The organism is Pseudaquabacterium terrae, assembly GCF_013266755.1.
In the GTDB taxonomy this organism is placed as follows: Bacteria; Pseudomonadota; Gammaproteobacteria; order Burkholderiales; family Burkholderiaceae_C; genus Pseudaquabacterium; species Pseudaquabacterium terrae.
The window spans coordinates 665,689-683,288 of the sequence record NZ_JABRWJ010000001.1 but is presented as its reverse complement, the minus strand read 5'-3'; the positions used below and the strand labels follow the sequence as shown (position 1 = coordinate 683,288).

Genomic DNA, 17,600 nt, shown 5'->3' with positions numbered 1-17,600 from the left:
TCAACGCCTGAGGGCCCGCGGCCCACCGAGCGCTGTCGCGTCGCGCCACGCCATCAACGACAGGGAGTGAACATGTCTACCTTATGTGCAGTGCCGGCAGCGTCCATGCCCGGGCACCCGTCGATACCGGCCGTCTTCGACAGCGATGCCGCTGCGGGGACCCAGGCACCCGTGATCCAGGAGTGGCTGGCGCCAGTGCTGGACCAGATCGACTACGGGCTGGTGGTGCTCGGCGCGTCGATGCGGGTGCTGCATATCAATGCCTCGGCGCATGGCGAGTTGCGCCACGGCAGCCATGCGTTGCAACTGCTCGGCAACTGCCTGGCGGCGCGCGCGCCCGCTGATGCCGCAGCGCTCGCGCAGGCGGTGGAGGCGGCCGTGACGCGCCAGATTCGGCGCCTGCTCGCGGTCGGCAGCGCGCGCCAGCGCATGACGGTCGCAGTCGTGCCGGTGCGGCTCGCGCGGCGCGACGCCGCACTGCTGGTGCTGGAGCGCCGCGCCGTCTGTTCGCAGCTGTCGATCCAGTGCTTCGGCCGTGCGCACGACCTGACCTTGACCGAATCGCGCGTGCTGGCGCTGGTCTGCGAAGGGCGCTCACCGCAGCAGATCGCGCAGATCCAGGGTGTCGCGCTGTCGACGGTGCGCACGCAGCTGTCGAGCGTGCGCGCGAAGACCGGCGTGGCCAGCCTGCGCGACCTGGTGCGTTGCATCGCGGCGCTGCCGCCGCTGGTCAGCGTGCTGCCGGTGGGCGCAACGCCGGCCTGAGCGGGCGCCGCGCTTGCAGAGTGAATTGCGCACTGGGCCGTAGTGCGTTTCTAGGATGACCCGGGCCGCGCCGCGCGCGACCATGGCTCGCCTGACCAACACCATCCGCCGCTCGCCATGAACCACCGAATCGCCGATCTGCTGAATGCTGCCGACCCCCTGCCGTGCGACGAGAGCGTGATCTCGATCGACGAGGCCGCGACGACGCTGACCGAATCGTCGTGGCGGCGGGGCGTGCCCCTGAACCGCGATGCCGTGCTGTGGCTGCTGACGAACGGCTCGGCCGCGCCGCGGCTGCCGGCGGAGTCCACGCTCACGCCCGCCGGCTGCGCGACTGCTCGCGGGCCAGGTCGATGAATTCCTGCGCCGCGGGCTTCAGCCCCGAGCCGCGGCGCCAGACCAGGCCGACATCGACGGTCGGCACCTCGTCGCGCAGCGCGCGTGCCTCGACATGCTCGGCGTCCAGCGTCCACGGCCGGTACAGGAAGTCCGGCAGCACGGCGATGCCGGCGCCGGCGCCGACCAGCGAACGCACCGCCTCGAGCGAGCTGGTGCGCAGCAGCACGTGCGGCTTCAGATAGTGGCGCGCCCAGACGCGGGCCATCAGCTCATCGATGCGATCGGCTTCGAGCACCACCTGGTCCTGCGTCGCGCAGTCGGCCAGTGTCAGCTCCTCCTGCTCGGCCAGCACGTGGTTCGACGGCAGCCAGACGCGGTTCGCGCTGCGCGTCAGCACCTCGACCAGCAGCGCCTGCGGTTCGCCGAGCGCGCTGCAGACCATGATCGCGACGTCGACCTCGCCGTTGATCAGCAGGTGCTCGAGGAAGGGCGGCGTCTCCTCGGTGACCAGCACCTGCACGCCGGGGCACAGGCGCCGGAAGCGGCTCAGCAGCTCACTCAGGTAATAGCCGGCGACCAGGCTGGTAACGCCGATCGAGAGCGTCCCGGTCACGCCGGCGCTGGTTTCCTCGGCATGCAGCCGCACCGCGTCGGCGACGGCGCCGATCACCTTGCGCGCACTGCCCAGGAAGCGGTGGCCCTGCGGCGTCAGCGTCATGCCTCTCGAACTGCGAACGAAGAGCGCGCTGCCGAGCTCGCTCTCCAGCTCGCCCAGGCTCTTGGTCAGCGCGCTCTGCGCGATCGCCAGCATGCGCGATGCCGCGGCGACCGATCCCGTCTCGGCCACCGCGACGAAGTAGCGGAACTGCCGCAGCGTGACGTGGCGCTGATTCATCGTGAAGCGAACCAGGCCGCCAGCGCATCGACCAGCACCTTCACCCGATGCGGCGTGAAGCGATGGCTCGGCAGCACGGCATACAAGGGCGCCGGCTCGCCGTCGAAGTCGGCGAACAGCCGCTGCATCTCGCCGCGCTGCACCGGCTCGTGCAGGTCGACCTCCGACAGGTAGACGACGCCGCGGCCCTGGCGCGCCCACTGCAGCGCCACCGCCGCGTTGTCGCAGGCCAGGCGGCCGTGCACCGGCACGTCGAAGGCCTCGTGGTCACCGTCTCGGGGCGTGAAGCGCCAGCGATCGAGGCGCCGCCCGCGCAGCCGGCCGATGATGCAGTCCAGCGCGCTGAGGTCGGCCGGCTGCGCCGGCGTGCCGTGCCGCTCGAGGAACTCCGGGCTCGCGAAGGCCTGGCGATGCGCCGGCGCCAGCAGCCGCGCGGCGAAGCTCGAATCGGGCAGCGGGCCGTTGCGCAGCGCCAGGTCGACGCCGTCCTTCACCAGGTCGAGCCACGAATCGCTGACCTGCAGGTCGATCTCCAGCCGCGGGTGCAGCGCGGCGAATTCACCGAGCCAGCCGGCGAGCAGGCGCTGCGCCATCGCGCTCGACGCGGTGACGTGGATCGTGCCGGCCAGCTCGCCGCGCTCGCCACGCAGCTTGGCCTGGCCTTCGGCGATCAGGTCGAGCGCGCGCCGTGCGTGGTCGACCATCACCTCGCCCTCGGCGGTCGGCCTGATCGAGCGGGTCGTGCGGTCGAAGAGGCGGGCGCCGAGAGCAGTCTCCAGCCGCTTCATCGCCGCCGAGACCGCCGCGGTGCTGAGCCCGCAGCGCCGGCCCGCGGCCGTCAGGCTGCCGGTGTCGGCCGTGGCCAGCAGCACGCGCAGGTCGTCGAGATTGTCAAATTCCATCGAAGAGTCTTTTGGCGGTCACGCGATTGTGATCGGCGGCCGGCGCCCCTAGAGTGCGCCGCCAAGCCCTCCACCGCACTCACCTGCCGATGCCCACCGACACCCGCCTGATCGTGCGCCTGCTGCCCACCGCGCTCGCCGCACTGCTCGCCGCCTGCGCCAGCGCGCCGGCCGGCTTCCGCTACCAGCCGCCCGCCGACGAGACCGCGCGCGTCGAGAAGTACATCGCGCCGGAAGCGGCCAGCGGCTATGCCGAGAAGCCGGGCTGGTCGACGAAGCGCTTCGCGGTCGCCGCGGCCAATCCGCTGGCCACCGATGCCGGCGTCCAGGTGCTGAAGGCCGGCGGCTCGGCGATCGACGCGGCGATCGCCGTGCAACTGGTGCTGACCCTGGTCGAGCCGCAGTCCAGCGGCATCGGCGGCGGTGCCTTCGTGCTGCACTGGAACGGCCAGGCCGTCGAGGCCTTCGATGGCCGCGAGACCGCGCCCGCAGCGGCTGACGAGAATCTGTTCCTGAAGGCCGACGGCAAGCCGATGAGCTTCCACGAAGGCGTCGTCGGCGGCCGCTCGGTCGGCACGCCGGGCACCTTGCGCGTGCTGCAGATGGCGCATCAGCAGCATGGCAAGCTGCCTTGGGGCGAGCTGTTCCAGCCGGCGATCACGCTTGCCGAGCAGGGCTTCAAGGTCAGCCCGCGGCTGCACACGCTGCTCAAGGGCGAGAAGTTCCTGAAGCTCGATCCGACCGCCGCCGCCTACTTCTACCAGGCCGACGGCGAGCCGCATCCGGTCGGCACGCTGCTGAAGAACCCGCCGCTCGCCGCGGTGCTGCGCGCCGTCGCGTCTCAGGGTCCGGATGCGTTCTACCGCGGCGACGTCGCCCGCGACATGGTCGCCAAAGTACGTGGCCACGTAACCAACCCCGGCACGCTCAGCGAAGCCGACCTGCAGGGTTACCAGCCGAAGAAGCGCGAGGCGCTGTGCAGCGATTGGCAGCGCTGGCGCCTGTGCGGCTTCCCGCCGCCGTCGTCCGGCCACATCGCGATCGCGCAGATGCTCGGCATGCTCGAGCATGCGCCGGCACAGGGCGCGCCGCTCGAAGGCGGCCTGCCGAGCGCCGACCTGCTGCACCGCTACACCGAGGCCGCGCGCCTGGCCTTCGCCGACCGCGCGATGTACCTGGGCGACCCCGACTTCGTCGCCGCGCCGGCTGGCGACTGGCGCAGCCTGATCGCGCCGGAGTACCTGAAGCAGCGCGCCGCGCTGATCGGCGGGCAGTCGATGAAGGTTGCGCAGCCGGGCACGCCGGGCGGCGCGCGGATGGCCCACGCCGCGATGCCCGAGCAGGTCGAATATGGCACCTCGCACATCTCGATCGTCGACGGCGATGGCCGGGCGGTCGCGATGACGACGACCATCGAGGACCAGTTCGGTTCGCGCCAGATGGTGCGCGGCTTCCTGCTGAACAACGAGCTGACCGATTTCTCCTTTGCGCCGGCGGATGCGCAAGGAAAGCCGATCGCCAATCGCGTGCAGCCCGGCAAGCGGCCGCGCTCGAGCATGAGCCCGACGCTGGTCTTCGACAAGGCGAGCGGCCAGCTGCTGATGAGCGCGGGCTCGCCCGGCGGCGCACTGATCATCCACTACACCGCGAAGACGCTGCTCGGCACGCTGGCCTGGGGCCTGAACGCGCAGCAGGCGATCAGCCTGCCGAACTTCGGCTCGACCAACGGGCCGACGCTGCTGGAAGAAAAACGCTTCCCCGCGGCGACGGTCGAGGCGCTGAAGGCCCGCGGCCACGAGGTGCGCGAGACCGCGATGACCAGCGGGCTGCAGGCGATCCAGCGCGTGCCGGCGGGCTTGTTCGGTGGCGCCGATCCGCGGCGCGAGGGGATCGTCGCGGGCGAGTGAGGTCAGCGCTTGAGGCGCTGAGTCCGCAGGAACGGCCGGTCGATCGTCTGTTCGAGCCAGCCGATGTCGCCCGGTGAGACGCCGGCGGCCAAGAAGTGCGTGCGCCAGCCGCCGACGACCTCGGCGACTTCGGCGCAGACCGCCTTGGCGCGCGCGGCGGTCAGCATGAACGCGCGGTGTTCGCTGAGCGCGTTGTCCAGCGTCGATTCGGCGCCGTCGCGGCCGACGCGCAGCTGCTGGTAACCCAGGCCCTGTGCGGCCGGCAGCACGTCGAAGGCCGGGGCAAGCCGATAGTGCTGTTGTTCGCCTGCCAGCAGCACATGGTTCTTCTCGTGGTCGTCCGTGTTGTCGACCAGGATGTTGAAGATCATGCGCCGGAAGAGCTGCTCACCTTGCGCCTCGACGGCGTCGGCATCGCCGCGGCGGCGCAGCAGCAGCGCCAGCTCGGGATAGCCGCAGGGTTCGCCGGCCGCGCGCAGCGCGACGTGGGCCGACAAGGCATGCCGCCGCCGCGGGCCGTCGCGATCGAAGCGCCGGATGGCCAGCGCATGGCCATCGGCCACGCGGAGGGCACGAGTTTCGCAAGCCTCGATCCCCGCGCGACTGGCGAGCGTCATCGTCGCGTGCTCGATCAGCGGACTGTCGAGCGGATCGCCGGCCTCGGCGAATTTCACGATCCAACTGGCGCCGTCGATGTGGAGCAGCGCTTTCGGCCGCGTGCCGCCGAGCCCGGCGCCCGGCGTCAGCAGGCGGTGCAGCGGCGCGTCCACCGGCTCGCCGTCCTCGATCCGGCGCACCATTGCCAGCATCGCCGGCAGGTCCGCCAGCCCCGGCATCGGCCCGTGCAGGCGCGGCCGGTACGCGCTGGATGAGACCGAGACGCCGAGCGCGCCGAAGCGTGCGTCGCCGGCGAAGTACAGCGTGTCCAAGGTCGACAGCCGCGCTGGCCGGTCGATCAGCCGGATGATCCGCTCGCCCCAGCGCTCGGGCCGCGCATCGTCGACCGCGCCGGCGGCGCCATCGGCATCGGTGGGCAGGAACTCGCCCGGCCGCAGCGGCAGGTCGTCGCTGAGGGCCAGGCCGTCGGCGAGCCAGCTGGCGGCGTACTCGAGCGCCACGCCGCCGGGCTGACCCGGGCGGCGCTGCTGGCGCAGCGATCCGACCCGGCGTGGCCGAGCCGGATCAACCAGCCACCAGAGGTCCAGCGTGTCGCCGATGTGCGGAGAAGCCATGCCGCATCATCACTCCGGCAGCGCCCCGACCCGAAATTCACCGACCCGCACATCCTCGCCGCTGCCCGACAGCCGCAGCATCACCCGCTGCTCGTGCTCGGCGGCCGTGCCGAAGCCGGTGACCAGGCGCAGCATCAGCGTCGTTGCCGGGGACAGCACCTGCTGGCGGTGGCCGTAGAAGCGGGCGCGCACGGTGTACATCCCCGGCTTCGGTGCGCGCAGCGCGAACTCCTCCGGCCCGTAGCCGCCCGTGAAGTCGGCCGACATGCGGCCACCCTGGCGCGTGCGCGGGCGGCCGTAGAAGGCTTCCTCACCGTTCGGGTCGATGACGTGCAGATCGATGTCGGTGTTGTCGGCATCCCAGCCGAGCACGACGCGCAGGCCGAGCGGCAGGTTGACCAGCAGCCGCGCGTCCATCGCGCCGGTGTCGACCGGCTGGCCGAGGCGCTTCGCCTTGGCCAGCAGCGCGTTGAGCTCGGCCAGCGACGTCAGGTCGATGTCCGGGAAGCGGCCGGCGGTGTTGCCGCGCTGCGTCGCGGCATGCCAGAGCTGGTCGGCCGCGGCCTGCCATTGCTGCGCGTCGGCGTGCGCCAGGCCGAGGTCGCGACTGGACTGCGGCTCGTGGGGCGCGATCGCCAGCACGCGCTCGAACACCGGCACGGCCAGGTCGGCGCGCTGCGCCTGCAGCAGCCGGTAGCCCAGGATGCGCAGCAGCGCGCGGTTCTCGAGCTCCATCTCGGCCAGGTTCGACAGCACGCGCAGGCCCAGCACCGCATCGCCTTGAGCGAAGAACAGGTCCGCGGCGTCGAGGAAGAAGGCCGTGCTCTTCAGGTGTTGGGGGCGCTCGTCGAGGTAGATCGCATAGCGTGCTTTGGGCGCGGCCGCGCGCAAGCGGCGGGCGGTCGGCGTGTCGGGCTGCCACTTGGTCAGCGCGATCGCGGCCGACACTTCCGCCGGGCTGCCCGGCTGGCGCTTGTCGTCGCTGGCGGCTGCCTCGGCTTCTGCCGGCGCCCGGCGCTGCGGTGCCGCCGGCGCCGCGGCCATCATCGGCGGCGGCGCGACGCTCGGCCGCGGTGCTTCCGCGCTCTTGGCCGCGTTCGTCGGCCCGGTGGTGGCCAGGTCGCGCCGCGTTTCGGCACGTTCCTGCAGCGCGATCGCACCGGTGGCCGGCTCTTCGCGCTTGCGGGCGATGGCCGGCGCGTCCTTCGGGAAGTCGGTCGCCCACCAGGCCTGGCGTTCACGGTAGCGGCGCACCAGCTGCTCGATCTGGTCGCGCTGCTGGCGTTGTTCGGCGGCGATCACGGGGGCGCGCTGCGCGTGGTAGGCCACGCGCAGCGGGCCGGCCGGCGGCTCGATGGCGTGGCGCACATAGTCGGCCAGCGTGTCGAGCACGATCAGTGAGGTCTCGGCAGTCGCCAGGCCGAAACGCTGGCCGAGGCGCTGGATCTCGCGCCGGTGCACATCCGGCTGCGCGGCCAGCGTGGCGAGCTTCAGCGTGGCCCAGCGCAGCGCGGCCAGCGGCGGCGCGTCGTCGTTGCCGCCTGCTTCGGACGCGGCGGCCTGCCAGCGCAGGCGCTGCACGCTGCGGCGGCCGCCGGGCAGCTGGAACTGCGCTTCGAGCACGCCTTGCGGCGCGCGAGCGATGCCGGCGACGGCGATGTGGCCGTGCTCGGCAAAGCGCGACGCGGCGACCCACTGCTCACCGTCGGCGCTGCGCAGCTCGATCAATCGCGGCCGTTCGGTGTTGATGCGCTGCGCGGCTTGCGCGGCCGACAGCGTCAGCAGGTCCACCACCGCGCCGCCCTGCGCCTCGACGGCCGGCTTCAGGCTCGCCGACTGGCTGCCGATCGACGACTGCAGCACGAAGGCCGGCATGCCGAAGACCGGTGCCTGGCGCGCGCCGAAGGTCGATTGCCCGTCGCTGAAGACCAGCGCCAGGTCGGCGGCGTCCGCCGGCAGGTTCAGCGCGCCCAGCTGCGTCGCGCCGTCGAAGGGCTCGGCTTCGAGCTGCGCCCGCAGCGCCTGCCAGTCGCCGCCGCGCACCGTGACCTCGCGCGGCGCTTCGAGCCGGTCGCGCAGCACGTAGAGACGCACCTGCACGTTCTGCCAACGCGCAAACAGCGCGTCCAGCAGTGCCCACTCGGCAGCACGCCGGCGCTGGGCCCCGGAGCCCGAGGCGTCCCAGACCAATGCCACGCGCTGCGGCGCCGCGCGCGGCGTGCTCAAAGCCGGCACCGGCAGCTCGGCATAGACGAACTGCTGGCCGTCGAAGGCTGCAGCCTGCGCCGGCGCCGTGGCCGGCGCGCCGAAGCGCAGCACGAGCTCGGCCGGCTGCTGCAGCCGGCGCGGTGCGATGCGCAGATCGGTGCCGCCGGCATGGCCGATGGTCTGCAGCGCATCGGCCGGCAGCCCGCGCGCGCTGCCCTTGAACGTGGCGCGCGCCACGCCCGCCAGCCGCAGCGACAGCTCGGCCCGCGTCGCGCTGCCGTCGAAGCCGAATGGCAGCCGCAGCTCGCGCGCCGCACCGGCGGCCGCGGCCGGCAGGGCCTGCACCAGGTCGAGCACGACGGTGCGCGCGCCGTTCGGCGGCAGCGGGTAGATCCGCAGCTTGTACTGGTTGCCGGCGGTGGCCTCGAGCAGCGCCGGATCGACGCGCCCGCGGATCGTGTCCTCGAACACCTGCAGCCCCTTGGCCTTCTCGACCGGCACCGCGCGGCGCAACTGGCCGTCGATGTCGAGCGCGAAGCCGCTGATCATCGTGCCCTCGGGCAGCGGGAACTGCAGCTCGCCTTCGAGCACGCGCGGATTCGGGTTGTGGAACTGCAGCGTCAGCCGCGTCAGCACGCTGCGGCCGACCACATCGACTTCCTGCCGGTAGTGGCGCAGCTCGATCGGCTGCCCGGCCTGCGGCGCGAGCAGGCGCGGCAGTGCGGGCGGCGGGGCGATCGGGGGCGCGATCAGCGGCGCGATCGACGGGGCGGCCGGCGCGGGCGTGAGGGCCGCGCACAGCGGCGCCCAGGCGTTCAGCAGCGCCGCGAGCGCGGCGCTGCCGATGAAGCCGTGCAGGCGGCGCGCGACAGGTCGGTGGTCGGACATCGGTGTCTCCTGGATGGGGATGACACCTTGCACGGCCGAACCGGCCCGGCGGGGTTAACGGCCGGCGTCAGCCGCCGCAGCCCAGCCGCTTGCCGATCTCCAGCGTCAGCCCCGACTGGTTCAGCGCATAGAAGTGGATGCCCGGCGCGCCGCCCGCGATCAGCCGCTCGCACAGCCGCGTCACGACGTCGAGCCCGAAGGCGCGGATCGATGCGGCGTCGTCCATGAAGCCTTCCATCTTCAGAGCCACCCAACGCGGGATCTCGATGCCGTCACGCGCCGCGAACTGCGCGACCTTCGCGTAGTTGTGGAACGGCATGATGCCGGGAACGATCGGCACCGTGACACCGAGCGCCCGCACTTCGTCGACGAAGTGGAAGTACGCGTCCGGGTTGAAGAAGAACTGCGTGATCGCCGAGTTCGCTCCCGCGCGCACCTTGTCGGCAAAGTGCTGCAGGTCGCGCCGCGCGTAGCGCTGCTCCGGGTGGTACTCCGGGTACGCCGCGACCTCGATCAGCCAGTCCGAGCCCTGCGACTCGCGGATGAAGCGGATCAGCTCGGCGGCGTAGCGGAACTCGCCGGCAACGGCCGTGCCGCTGGGCAGGTCGCCGCGCAGCGCCACCAGGCGCCGGATGCCCTGCGCGCGGTAGGTGGCCAGGATCTCGGCGATGCCTTCGCGCGTCGAGCCGACGCAGGACAGGTGCGGCGCGGCCTCGAAGCCGGCCGCCGCGATGTCACGCACCGCCGACAGCGTCTTCTCGCGCGTCGAGCCGCCGGCGCCGTAGGTGACGCTGAAGAACTCCGGCTTCAGCACCGAGAGCTCCTGCACCACCGTCTTCAGCTTCTCGCTGCCGACGGGGGTGTTCGGAGGAAAGAACTCGATGCTGACGGGCAAGTCGTTGGATTTGCCCATGGCCATCAGTACCGGTAGCTGTCTTGCTTGTACGGACCCTGCTTGGGCACGCCGATGTAGTCGGCCTGCTCGTCGCTCAGCTCGGTCAGCTGCGCGTTCAGCGTCTTCAGCTGCAGCCGGGCGACCTTCTCGTCGAGGTGCTTCGGCAGCACGTAGACCTTGCCCTGCTCGTAGTAGTCGCTGTGCGTGAAGAGCTCGATCTGCGCGATGGTCTGGTTGGCGAAGCTCGACGACATCACATAACTCGGATGGCCCGTGGCACAGCCCAGGTTCACCAGCCGGCCCTTGGCCAGCATGATCACGCGCTTTCCATCCGGGAAGATGATGTGGTCGACCTGCGGCTTGATCTCTTCCCAGGTGTACTGCTCGACCGACGCGATGTCGATCTCGTTGTCGAAGTGGCCGATGTTGCAGACGATCGCGTTGTGCTTCATCGCCAACATGTGGTCGTGCGTGATCACGCGCTTGTTGCCGGTGGCCGTGACGAAGATGTCGGCCTTGGCGGCGGCGTAGTCCATCGTCACGACGCGAAAGCCCTCCATCGCCGCCTGCAGCGCGTTGATCGGGTCGATCTCGGTCACCCACACCTGCGCCGACAGCGAGCGCAGCGCCTGCGCCGAGCCCTTGCCGACATCGCCATAACCGGCGACGACAGCGATCTTGCCGGCGATCATCACGTCGGTCGCGCGCTTGATGCCGTCGACCAGCGATTCGCGGCAGCCGTAGAGGTTGTCGAACTTGCTCTTGGTGACCGAGTCGTTGACGTTGATGGCGCGGAACTTCAGCGTCCCCTTGGCCGACATCTCCTGCAGGCGGTGCACGCCGGTGGTCGTCTCTTCGGTCACGCCGATGATCTGCGCGCTCTTGCGCGTGTACCAGCTGCCGTCGACCGCCAGCTTGGCCTTGATCGCGGCGAACAGCTCGCGCTCTTCCTCGCTGCCCGGGTTGGCCAGCAGCGAGGCGTCCTTCTCGGCGCGCTGGCCCAGGTGCATCAGCAGCGTGGCGTCGCCGCCGTCGTCGAGGATCATGTTCGGGCCTTCGCCATCAGCACCCTTGGCGCCGAACTCGAAGATGCGGTGCGTGTAGTCCCAGTAGTCCTTCAGGCTCTCGCCCTTGTACGCGAAGACGGGCGTGCCGCGCTGCACCAGCGCTGCGGCAGCATGGTCCTGCGTCGAGAAGATGTTGCACGAGGCCCAGCGCACCTCGGCGCCGAGCGCCTGCAGCGTCTCGACCAGCACGGCGGTCTGGATCGTCATGTGCAGGCTGCCGGTGATGCGCGCGCCCTTCAACGGCTGCGCGGCGGCGTATTCCGAGCGGATGGCCATCAGTGCGGGCATCTCGCTCTCGGCGATGTTGATTTCCTTGCGGCCCCAGTCGGCGAGCGACAGGTCGGCGACGGCGTACTGGTCGGTGTGCAACGGCTTCAAGACGGCGGCATTCATGGGCGTGACTCCTGGCGAATAGGACAGCCGCAGCGACCATGGACGGGGGATTCACTCAAACCCACCCACGATCCATCTGCGGGTGAGCGCCGTTGCACTTGACGTGGTTTCGAGCCTGGGGCCTCTGCGTGAGATACGCGGCCTTGCAACGCTCCTCGAAACGAGCGCGGATTCTATCTACAGCTCGCGGATCTGCGCCAGCTCGGGGGCCAGCGAATCGGACCAGCGGACAAAGTACGCAAAAAGCTCGGCCGCCTTCACCGCCACCTCGTCATTGCTCGAGCGCACGCGGTCCAGCATCATCAGCGTCGGCAGATGGGTGATGGACAGCCGCACGTGGCGGCTCGCGGCCAGGCGCAGCCAGCAGGCATCGGTGAGCGGCGGAACTTGCATCTCGATGACCCTCACGAGAGTTCCCTTGTTCTGGTGAGCGAATTTATCAGTTTTATCGATAGCAATGTTGTATCGCGCGCCCAGCAGTGCACAGAAAACGGCAATCGGCATGGGAGACTGCGCGCCGATGTCCGGCCCGAGCACTTCTCCCACACGACCCGGCATGCGGCCGCTGGCGCACGTCGACGAGGACGCGTTGCGCGCCGTTCATGGCGTGCTGACCGATGTCGACGACACTTTGACGCGCGATGGCGCGATCGAGCCGGCCGCGCTGGCGGCCCTGCAGGCGCTGCGTGCGGCGGGCGTGCCGGTGATCGCGATCACCGGCCGGCCGGCCGGCTGGAGCGAACCTTTCGCGCTGGCCTGGCCGGTCGCGGCGATCGTCGCCGAGAACGGCGGCGTGATGTTGCGCCGCGACGGCGATCGGCTGCGGCGCGACTTCACCATCGACGCGGCGACCCGCGAACGGCACGCGCAGCGCCTCGCGGCCTGCGCCGCCGCGGTGCTGGCCGAGGTGCCCGGCACGACGCTGGCGCGCGACAGCGCCGGCCGGCTGACCGACATCGCCGTCGACCACAGTGAATTCGTGCAGCAGGGCGAGGCCACCATCGGCCGTGTCGTCGACGTGATGAAGCGTCACGGGCTGACCGCGACGGTCAGCTCGATCCACGTCAACGGCTGGATCGGCGACCACAGCAAATGGACGGCTGCGCGCTGGGCCGTCGAGACCGCGCTCGGCCGGCCGTTCGAGCCGGCCGACTGGCTCTTCGTCGGCGACTCGACCAACGACCAGCTGATGTTCGAGCGCCTGCCGCTGACGGTGGGCGTTGCCAACATCGCGCGTTTCCTGCCGCAGCTCGACGTGCGCCCGGCCTACGTGACGCAGGCCGAACGCGGAGCGGGCTTTGCGGAGGTGGCGGCGGCCCTGCTGGCGGCGCGCGCCGGCTGAAATATTTGCCCCAAGCTCACTTCGTTCGCGGCCCCCAAGGGGCTTCAGCCGGCTTGGGAGCGGCCCGGCGCCGGCTGATCACCCCACCGCGAGGAACGCTTCGATGCGCTGCAATTCCGCATCCAGCGCCGAGCGGAAGCCTGCATCCCGCGGCGCCTTGCCGGCGACGTAGCCGAGCTCGCTGACCAGCGCGCCCTCGCGCAGCGCCAGGTTGCCCCAGCCGATGACCCGGTCGTGCCACAGCAGCGGCAGCGCGTAATAGCCGCGCACGCGCTTGGCCGCCGGCGTGTAGGCCTCGAAGCGGTAGGCCCAGTCCCACAACATCTCGAAGCGCCGCCGGTCCCAGACGATCGGATCGAAGGGCGCGAGCAGCCGCACCGCATCGTCGGGCGCATGGCGCTTCGACGCCGGGTTCTCGTCGCCCGGCCAGTACCAGGTGATGCCATCGATCACCGCCGTCGCGAGCCGCGCGCGGGCGCGCTTGAGCACCGCGGCGCGCTGGTCGCGCCACTGCGGCGCGCCATAACCCCCGAGGTGGCTGACCAGCTGGCCGAGCGTCGCCGCCGGCAGCGGCGCGTACTTGCGCACGAAGACGTCGACCAGCGCGTCGAGCGCCTGGTCGCGATCGACGGCCGCTTCGCTGACGGCGCGCGCGGCGAACAGGCGCACGCCGCCTTCGCGGCCGGCCACGCGCAGCAGGCCGCGGTAGTGCATCGCGTCGAGCAGCTGCGTCGTCGCGTTGCTCGAGCCGCCGAACCAGTTCTTGACCTTGCCGTGCGCGAAGTGCGCATCGACATCGCGCGGGTGCACGACGCCGTGCGTGCGCACGTAGTCCAGCACGTCGGCGGCCTGCGCGCGGCGCTGCGCATTCCATGGCGTGCGCGGCGTGCGCGGGTGCATCAGCGACTGCGTCTCGCGCGGCAGGAAGCCGTAGTTGACGAAGTAGTCCTCCTCGATGCGCAGCCTCGGATAACGCCGCTCGAGGTCGCCGGCGCGGTAGCCGTCGACGCGGTGGCGCAGCGTCAGATCCTGGGCGCGCGCCGGTGCGCGGATCGGGTCGGCCTGCACGAAGCCGAGGCGTTCAATCGCGCGCGGCAGCGTGGTGGGTTTGAAGAGCGTGCGCGCGACGGCGTAGCGGCGCAGCAGATCGAGAGTGGGGGCGGGCATCGGGTGCGGGCGTGGTGTTGTCACGAACAACCGGCGAAAACGGCAGGTGATTGGCTCAAGGCGTCGGCGCGTCAAGCCGATAGTGCGGCGAGTCCTCCCGGAGTGTGCCCGCGATGAAAGCTGCCCGTTCTTCCTTCGGCCTGGGTGCGCGCCTGTGGTGCGCCGTCGGCGCCGGCATGCTGGTGCTGGCCGCGCTGTTCGGCGCCGCGGCCTGGCGCATCACCGACGTGCAGCAGCGCAGCAGCGCCGAGCTCGGCCTGGCCGACGCCAAGGTGCGCGGCGCCACCGAATGGGCCAGCCTTACCGATACCAATGTCGCCCGCATGACCGGCTCGACGCTGGGCTACAACCCCGAGCTGATCGAAGCCTTCAAGGGCCCGATCGCCAGCTCGTTCGCGCGCATCGACAAGATCCGCGAGACCATCGGCACGATGCCGCAGAGCGAGGCGGAAAAGACGCAGATCGCCCAGCTCGACCGCGAGCGCGCGGCGCTGGCCGCGGCGCAGGCCGAGGCGATGCGTTTCGCCGAGTCCGGCGACATGCAGATGGCCAAGGCCGAGTTCGACAAGCGCTTCAACCCGGCGGCGCAGGCGTACCTGAAATCCGTGCAGGCCTACGCGGCGATGCAGCAGGCCGAGGCGCAGCAGCTGTCCGCGCGTTTCGCCGCCGAACGCGACGGCGCCTTGAAGGCCACCGGCATCGCGCTGGGCGTCGTGCTGCTGGTGATCGCCTTCGGCGCGCGCCAGCTGATCCGCTCGATCCACAAGCCGCTGCACCAGGCGGTGGCGGTGGCCCGGCGCATCGCCGGCGGCGATCTGACGGCGGCGGTCGAGGTCGACCGCGGCGACGAATTCGGCGACCTGCAGCGCTCGCTGGGCGAGATGGCCGCGGCGCTGTCGACGCTGGTCGGCCAGGTGCGCGATACCACCGACGGCGTCGCCGCCGCGTCGCTGCAGATCGCCAGCGGCAGCCAGGATCTGTCGGACCGCACCGAACGCGCCGCGGCCTACCTGCAGCGCACGGCCGGCGCGATGGCCGAACTGACCGGCACGGTGCAGCAGTCGGCCGATGCCGCGCGTGCCGCCGACGAGCTGGCGCGCGACGCCACCGGCGCTGCGCAGCGCGGCGGCCAGGTCGTCGCCGACGTCGTCAACAACATGAACCAGATCGCCGCCACCGCGCGCCAGATCTCGACCATCATCGGCGTGATCGACGGCATCTCGTTCCAGACCAACATCCTGGCGCTGAACGCGGCGGTCGAAGCGGCGCGCGCCGGCGAGCAGGGCCGCGGCTTCGCGGTCGTCGCCGGCGAGGTGCGCTCGCTGGCGCAGAACAGCGCCAAGGCCGCGCGCGAGATCAAGGCGCTGATCGGCGCCTCGCTCGACACCGTCGAATCCGGCACCCGGCTGGTCGAGGCGGCCGGCAGCAGCATGAACGAGATCGTCGCGTCGATCGCCCGCGTCAACGCCACGATGGATCGCATCACCAGCTCGACCGCCAGCCAGCGCGACGGCCTGGGCCAGGTCAACGACGCCGTGCACCAGCTCGACGACGTGACGCAGCAGAACGCCGCGCTGGTCGAGGAATCGAGCGCCGCCGCGCGCACGATGAGCGACCGCGCGAAGGAGCTGTCGGACATGGTGCACGTGTTCCGCGTGACCGAGAGGGCGGCGGCGGCCTGACCTGCCGCAGCGCGCGGCCGCGCGCCGTCGGAGATTCAGAGCGGGCTGCCGCGCATCGTCCGGTAGACCTGCAGCGCGTCGTGCACCTCGCTCATCATCACGGCGAGGAAGGCCGCCAGCGCCAGGTAGATCAGCGCGTACTCCCACTTCTTCGCCGTCGGCACGGCATAGTAGGTCTTGGCTTCCTCGCTGTCGGCGCGGTAGCGGATCGCCTTCCAGACCTGCGGTGCGGCCAGCAGCGCCATCAGCAGCAGCATCGGGCTCGGCCGCCAGAAGAACAGCGCGCCTAGGATCGGCACGCCGAGCAGCCAGATGCGCGGGCTCAGCACCGCGGTGATGCGCCCGCCGTCGAAGGGCGACAGGGGGATCAGGTTGAACAGGTTGAGGAAGAAGCCGGCATAGGCCACCGCCATCAGCCACGGCGCGTCGTAGGCGCGCGCCAGCATCCACGCTGCCAGCGCGCCGACCGTGCCGAGCAGCGGGCCGCCGAGGCCCACGAAGGCCTCGGTCTCGGCGTCGTGCGGCATCTTCTTCATCTCGATCCAGGCGCCCAGGAAAGGGATGAAGGTCGGCAGGCCCACCGGCAGCCCGCGCTGGCGCGCCGCGATGTAGTGGCCCATCTCGTGCACGAACAGCAGCACGACGAAACCGACCGCGTAGCGCCAGCCGAAGATGAACGCATAGGCCACCACCGACAGCAGCATCGTGCCGCCGGAAGCAGCCAGCTTGCCGAGCTTGGCGCCCGACAGCAGCAAGGCCAGCAGTTTCAGCATCGTCTGAAGGTCAGGCCGTCTTGCCGCGCTTCACTGGCCCCCAGGCGGCTCCGCCGCCGCCCCCCGAGGGGGACTGAGGCGCCCGGCAGAGCCGGATCGCCTCAGGAACTTGAACACCGCGCCGCCGACCAGCGCTGCACCGATCAGGAAGACCTTGGCGAACTTGGCGATGAAGGCCAGCGCCAGCGCAAAGAAGCCGAGCTTCTTGGCCGCGACGCCGACGACCAGCGCGGCGAGGCCGTACTCGGCGACATGGTCGGTCTTCTCGTTGAAGTCCGCATAACGCCGGCCGGCATTGAATTCGAGCGCACCGAGCAGCGCCTGCGCCGCGGGCTTGTGCGCCGCCAGGTCCTTCAGGTCGGTGACCAGGTTCAGGCTGAAGTAGCCTTCGCGGCCGAGTGCGTAGGTGTTGAAGTTGACGCCCTGCGGCGCGTCGGCCGGCGCGCCCTTGTCGCGCGAGGACATCGCCCACACCAGGCGGTGCGTGCCGGCGTCGTAGGCCGGCTTCTCGGCCCAGCCGATGATCTCCATCGGCGTGACGCCCATCTTCTGTCGCTCTTCGTTGGCCGCCTCGGTGCCTTCGCGGTAGCTCTTCAGCAGGTCGTCGGCGTTCCAGTCGCGCGCGTCGTCGTCCTTGACGTGGCCGGAGGCTTCGTAGCGCACGGTCATGAACCACTGCGCCTCGCTGCTCGGGAAGATCAGCCCGTGCAGGCGCGGGTCCTGGCCCGGGTTGCCCATCGCGTTGAGCAGCTTGCCGGCCTGCGGCTGCGGGATGAAGACGTGGCCGGCCGGCAGGTGCAGCACGGCCTGGTCGGCGAGCGGGATGTCGGTGGGGCCGGGCTTGGCGGCCTGGCGCGCGTCGGCTTGCGCTTCGGCGGCCTGGCGGGCGCGGTCCTCGGCCGAGGGGGCCGCGGCGTGCACGGCCGTGGCCAACAGCAGGATCAGCGCGCCGATGGAGGCGCGCAGGGTCGTCGTCATCATGGGTTCCTCCCCGGTGGTACGGGGAGGATTGTCACGGACGGGGCCGGCGCCGGCCCTCCCCAGAATGGCTTAACGCGGCGCCTTACGGCCGCCCAAGTCGCGCAGCACCTGGACCTTGTGGCTTCGGCCGGGGCCCCGGGGGCCCCTTGACTTCGCTGCGCGAA

General features: G+C 71.0%; 15 protein-coding genes and 1 riboswitch. Of the genes, 5 read left to right on the top strand and 10 right to left on the bottom strand.

The window, feature by feature from the left end; genetic code table 11:
• The first annotated feature begins 72 nt into the window (after positions 1-72).
• Both HLB44_RS03085 and HLB44_RS03080 read left to right on the top strand, forming a co-directional pair.
• Entirely contained in the window at positions 73-765 is a 693-nt protein-coding gene (locus tag HLB44_RS03085) for a helix-turn-helix transcriptional regulator (RefSeq protein WP_173120475.1), read from the top strand.
• 117 nt (positions 766-882) lie between these two features.
• Positions 883-1,122: a hypothetical protein gene (locus HLB44_RS03080; protein WP_173120474.1), complete on the top strand. Its 240-nt coding sequence runs from the start codon at positions 883-885 to the stop codon at positions 1,120-1,122.
• Here the strand turns inward: HLB44_RS03080 and HLB44_RS03075 are convergent.
• Both HLB44_RS03075 and HLB44_RS03070 read right to left on the bottom strand, forming a co-directional pair.
• The gene (locus tag HLB44_RS03075; RefSeq protein WP_173120472.1) at positions 1,079-1,999 is read right to left on the bottom strand and encodes a LysR family transcriptional regulator; all 921 of its coding nucleotides are present in this window, start codon (positions 1,997-1,999) and stop codon (positions 1,079-1,081) included. The two genes, HLB44_RS03080 and HLB44_RS03075, sit on opposite strands and share 44 nt — an antisense overlap.
• Complete coding sequence (locus HLB44_RS03070) at positions 1,996-2,901, bottom strand: LysR family transcriptional regulator (RefSeq protein ID WP_173120470.1); 906 nt, start codon at positions 2,899-2,901, stop codon at positions 1,996-1,998. The genes HLB44_RS03075 and HLB44_RS03070 overlap by 4 nt, the downstream gene beginning before the upstream one ends.
• A gap of 89 nt (positions 2,902-2,990) precedes the next feature.
• Between HLB44_RS03070 and ggt the strand changes: the two genes are divergently transcribed.
• Positions 2,991-4,808 (top strand): gamma-glutamyltransferase, encoded by a 1,818-nt coding sequence (ggt, locus tag HLB44_RS03065; RefSeq protein ID WP_173120468.1) that lies wholly within the window; start codon positions 2,991-2,993, stop codon positions 4,806-4,808.
• Between the two features lie 2 nt (positions 4,809-4,810).
• Here the strand turns inward: ggt and HLB44_RS03060 are convergent, their stop codons facing one another.
• The 5 genes from HLB44_RS03060 to HLB44_RS03040 form a co-directional block, all read right to left on the bottom strand.
• Positions 4,811-6,040: a type II toxin-antitoxin system HipA family toxin gene (locus tag HLB44_RS03060; RefSeq protein WP_173120466.1), complete on the bottom strand. Its 1,230-nt coding sequence runs from the start codon at positions 6,038-6,040 to the stop codon at positions 4,811-4,813.
• Positions 6,041-6,049: 9 nt separating this feature from the next.
• Positions 6,050-9,136, bottom strand: a complete 3,087-nt coding sequence (locus HLB44_RS03055; protein WP_173120464.1) for a VIT domain-containing protein — start codon at positions 9,134-9,136, stop codon at positions 6,050-6,052.
• Positions 9,137-9,203: 67 nt separating this feature from the next.
• Entirely contained in the window at positions 9,204-10,049 is an 846-nt protein-coding gene (metF, locus tag HLB44_RS03050) for a methylenetetrahydrofolate reductase [NAD(P)H] (protein WP_173120462.1), read from the bottom strand.
• Positions 10,050-10,054: 5 nt separating this feature from the next.
• Positions 10,055-11,491 carry an adenosylhomocysteinase gene (gene ahcY, locus HLB44_RS03045; RefSeq protein WP_173120460.1) on the bottom strand — a complete coding sequence of 479 codons (1,437 nt, stop codon included), beginning with the start codon at positions 11,489-11,491 and terminating at the stop codon, positions 10,055-10,057.
• A 77-nt stretch (positions 11,492-11,568) separates the two neighbouring features.
• Positions 11,569-11,654: riboswitch (S-adenosyl-L-homocysteine riboswitch) on the bottom strand.
• Positions 11,655-11,668: 14 nt separating this feature from the next.
• Positions 11,669-11,995: a hypothetical protein gene (locus HLB44_RS03040; protein ID WP_173120457.1), complete on the bottom strand. Its 327-nt coding sequence runs from the start codon at positions 11,993-11,995 to the stop codon at positions 11,669-11,671.
• Positions 11,996-12,011: 16 nt separating this feature from the next.
• On the opposite strand from HLB44_RS03040, the gene HLB44_RS03035 reads away from it, so the two are divergent.
• Entirely contained in the window at positions 12,012-12,833 is an 822-nt protein-coding gene (locus tag HLB44_RS03035) for an HAD-IIB family hydrolase (RefSeq protein WP_246312018.1), read from the top strand.
• Between the two features lie 78 nt (positions 12,834-12,911).
• Here HLB44_RS03035 and HLB44_RS03030 read toward each other — a convergent pair whose 3' ends face one another.
• On the bottom strand, positions 12,912-14,000 hold the full coding sequence (locus tag HLB44_RS03030; protein WP_173120455.1) for a DNA glycosylase AlkZ-like family protein: 1,089 nt from the start codon (positions 13,998-14,000) through the stop codon (positions 12,912-12,914).
• A gap of 113 nt (positions 14,001-14,113) precedes the next feature.
• On the opposite strand from HLB44_RS03030, the gene HLB44_RS03025 reads away from it, so the two are divergent.
• The gene (locus tag HLB44_RS03025; protein ID WP_173120453.1) at positions 14,114-15,682 is read left to right on the top strand and encodes a methyl-accepting chemotaxis protein; all 1,569 of its coding nucleotides are present in this window, start codon (positions 14,114-14,116) and stop codon (positions 15,680-15,682) included.
• A 35-nt stretch (positions 15,683-15,717) separates the two neighbouring features.
• On the opposite strand, the gene HLB44_RS03020 is transcribed toward HLB44_RS03025, so the two are convergent.
• The gene (locus HLB44_RS03020; protein ID WP_173120451.1) at positions 15,718-16,455 is read right to left on the bottom strand and encodes a site-2 protease family protein; all 738 of its coding nucleotides are present in this window, start codon (positions 16,453-16,455) and stop codon (positions 15,718-15,720) included.
• A 30-nt stretch (positions 16,456-16,485) separates the two neighbouring features.
• On the bottom strand, positions 16,486-17,436 hold the full coding sequence (locus tag HLB44_RS03015; RefSeq protein WP_425500759.1) for a DUF2167 domain-containing protein: 951 nt from the start codon (positions 17,434-17,436) through the stop codon (positions 16,486-16,488).
• Positions 17,437-17,600: the final 164 nt, after the last annotated feature.

Excerpts from the sequence above, each read along its gene's own strand:
- HLB44_RS03085 (WP_173120475.1), top strand. The coding sequence starts at position 73 with ATGTCTACCTTATGTGCAGTGCCGGCAGCGTCCATGCCCGGGCACCCG.
- HLB44_RS03080 (WP_173120474.1), top strand. The coding sequence starts at position 883 with ATGAACCACCGAATCGCCGATCTGCTGAATGCTGCCGACCCCCTGCCG.
- HLB44_RS03075 (WP_173120472.1), bottom strand. The coding sequence starts at position 1,999 with ATGAATCAGCGCCACGTCACGCTGCGGCAGTTCCGCTACTTCGTCGCG.
- HLB44_RS03070 (WP_173120470.1), bottom strand. The coding sequence starts at position 2,901 with ATGGAATTTGACAATCTCGACGACCTGCGCGTGCTGCTGGCCACGGCC.
- ggt (WP_173120468.1), top strand. The coding sequence starts at position 2,991 with ATGCCCACCGACACCCGCCTGATCGTGCGCCTGCTGCCCACCGCGCTC.
- HLB44_RS03060 (WP_173120466.1), bottom strand. The coding sequence starts at position 6,040 with ATGGCTTCTCCGCACATCGGCGACACGCTGGACCTCTGGTGGCTGGTT.
- HLB44_RS03055 (WP_173120464.1), bottom strand. The coding sequence starts at position 9,136 with ATGTCCGACCACCGACCTGTCGCGCGCCGCCTGCACGGCTTCATCGGC.
- metF (WP_173120462.1), bottom strand. The coding sequence starts at position 10,049 with ATGGGCAAATCCAACGACTTGCCCGTCAGCATCGAGTTCTTTCCTCCG.
- ahcY (WP_173120460.1), bottom strand. The coding sequence starts at position 11,491 with ATGAATGCCGCCGTCTTGAAGCCGTTGCACACCGACCAGTACGCCGTC.
- HLB44_RS03040 (WP_173120457.1), bottom strand. The coding sequence starts at position 11,995 with ATGCCGATTGCCGTTTTCTGTGCACTGCTGGGCGCGCGATACAACATT.
- HLB44_RS03035 (WP_246312018.1), top strand. The coding sequence starts at position 12,012 with ATGTCCGGCCCGAGCACTTCTCCCACACGACCCGGCATGCGGCCGCTG.
- HLB44_RS03030 (WP_173120455.1), bottom strand. The coding sequence starts at position 14,000 with ATGCCCGCCCCCACTCTCGATCTGCTGCGCCGCTACGCCGTCGCGCGC.
- HLB44_RS03025 (WP_173120453.1), top strand. The coding sequence starts at position 14,114 with ATGAAAGCTGCCCGTTCTTCCTTCGGCCTGGGTGCGCGCCTGTGGTGC.
- HLB44_RS03020 (WP_173120451.1), bottom strand. The coding sequence starts at position 16,455 with ATGCTGAAACTGCTGGCCTTGCTGCTGTCGGGCGCCAAGCTCGGCAAG.
- HLB44_RS03015 (WP_425500759.1), bottom strand. The coding sequence starts at position 17,436 with ATGATGACGACGACCCTGCGCGCCTCCATCGGCGCGCTGATCCTGCTG.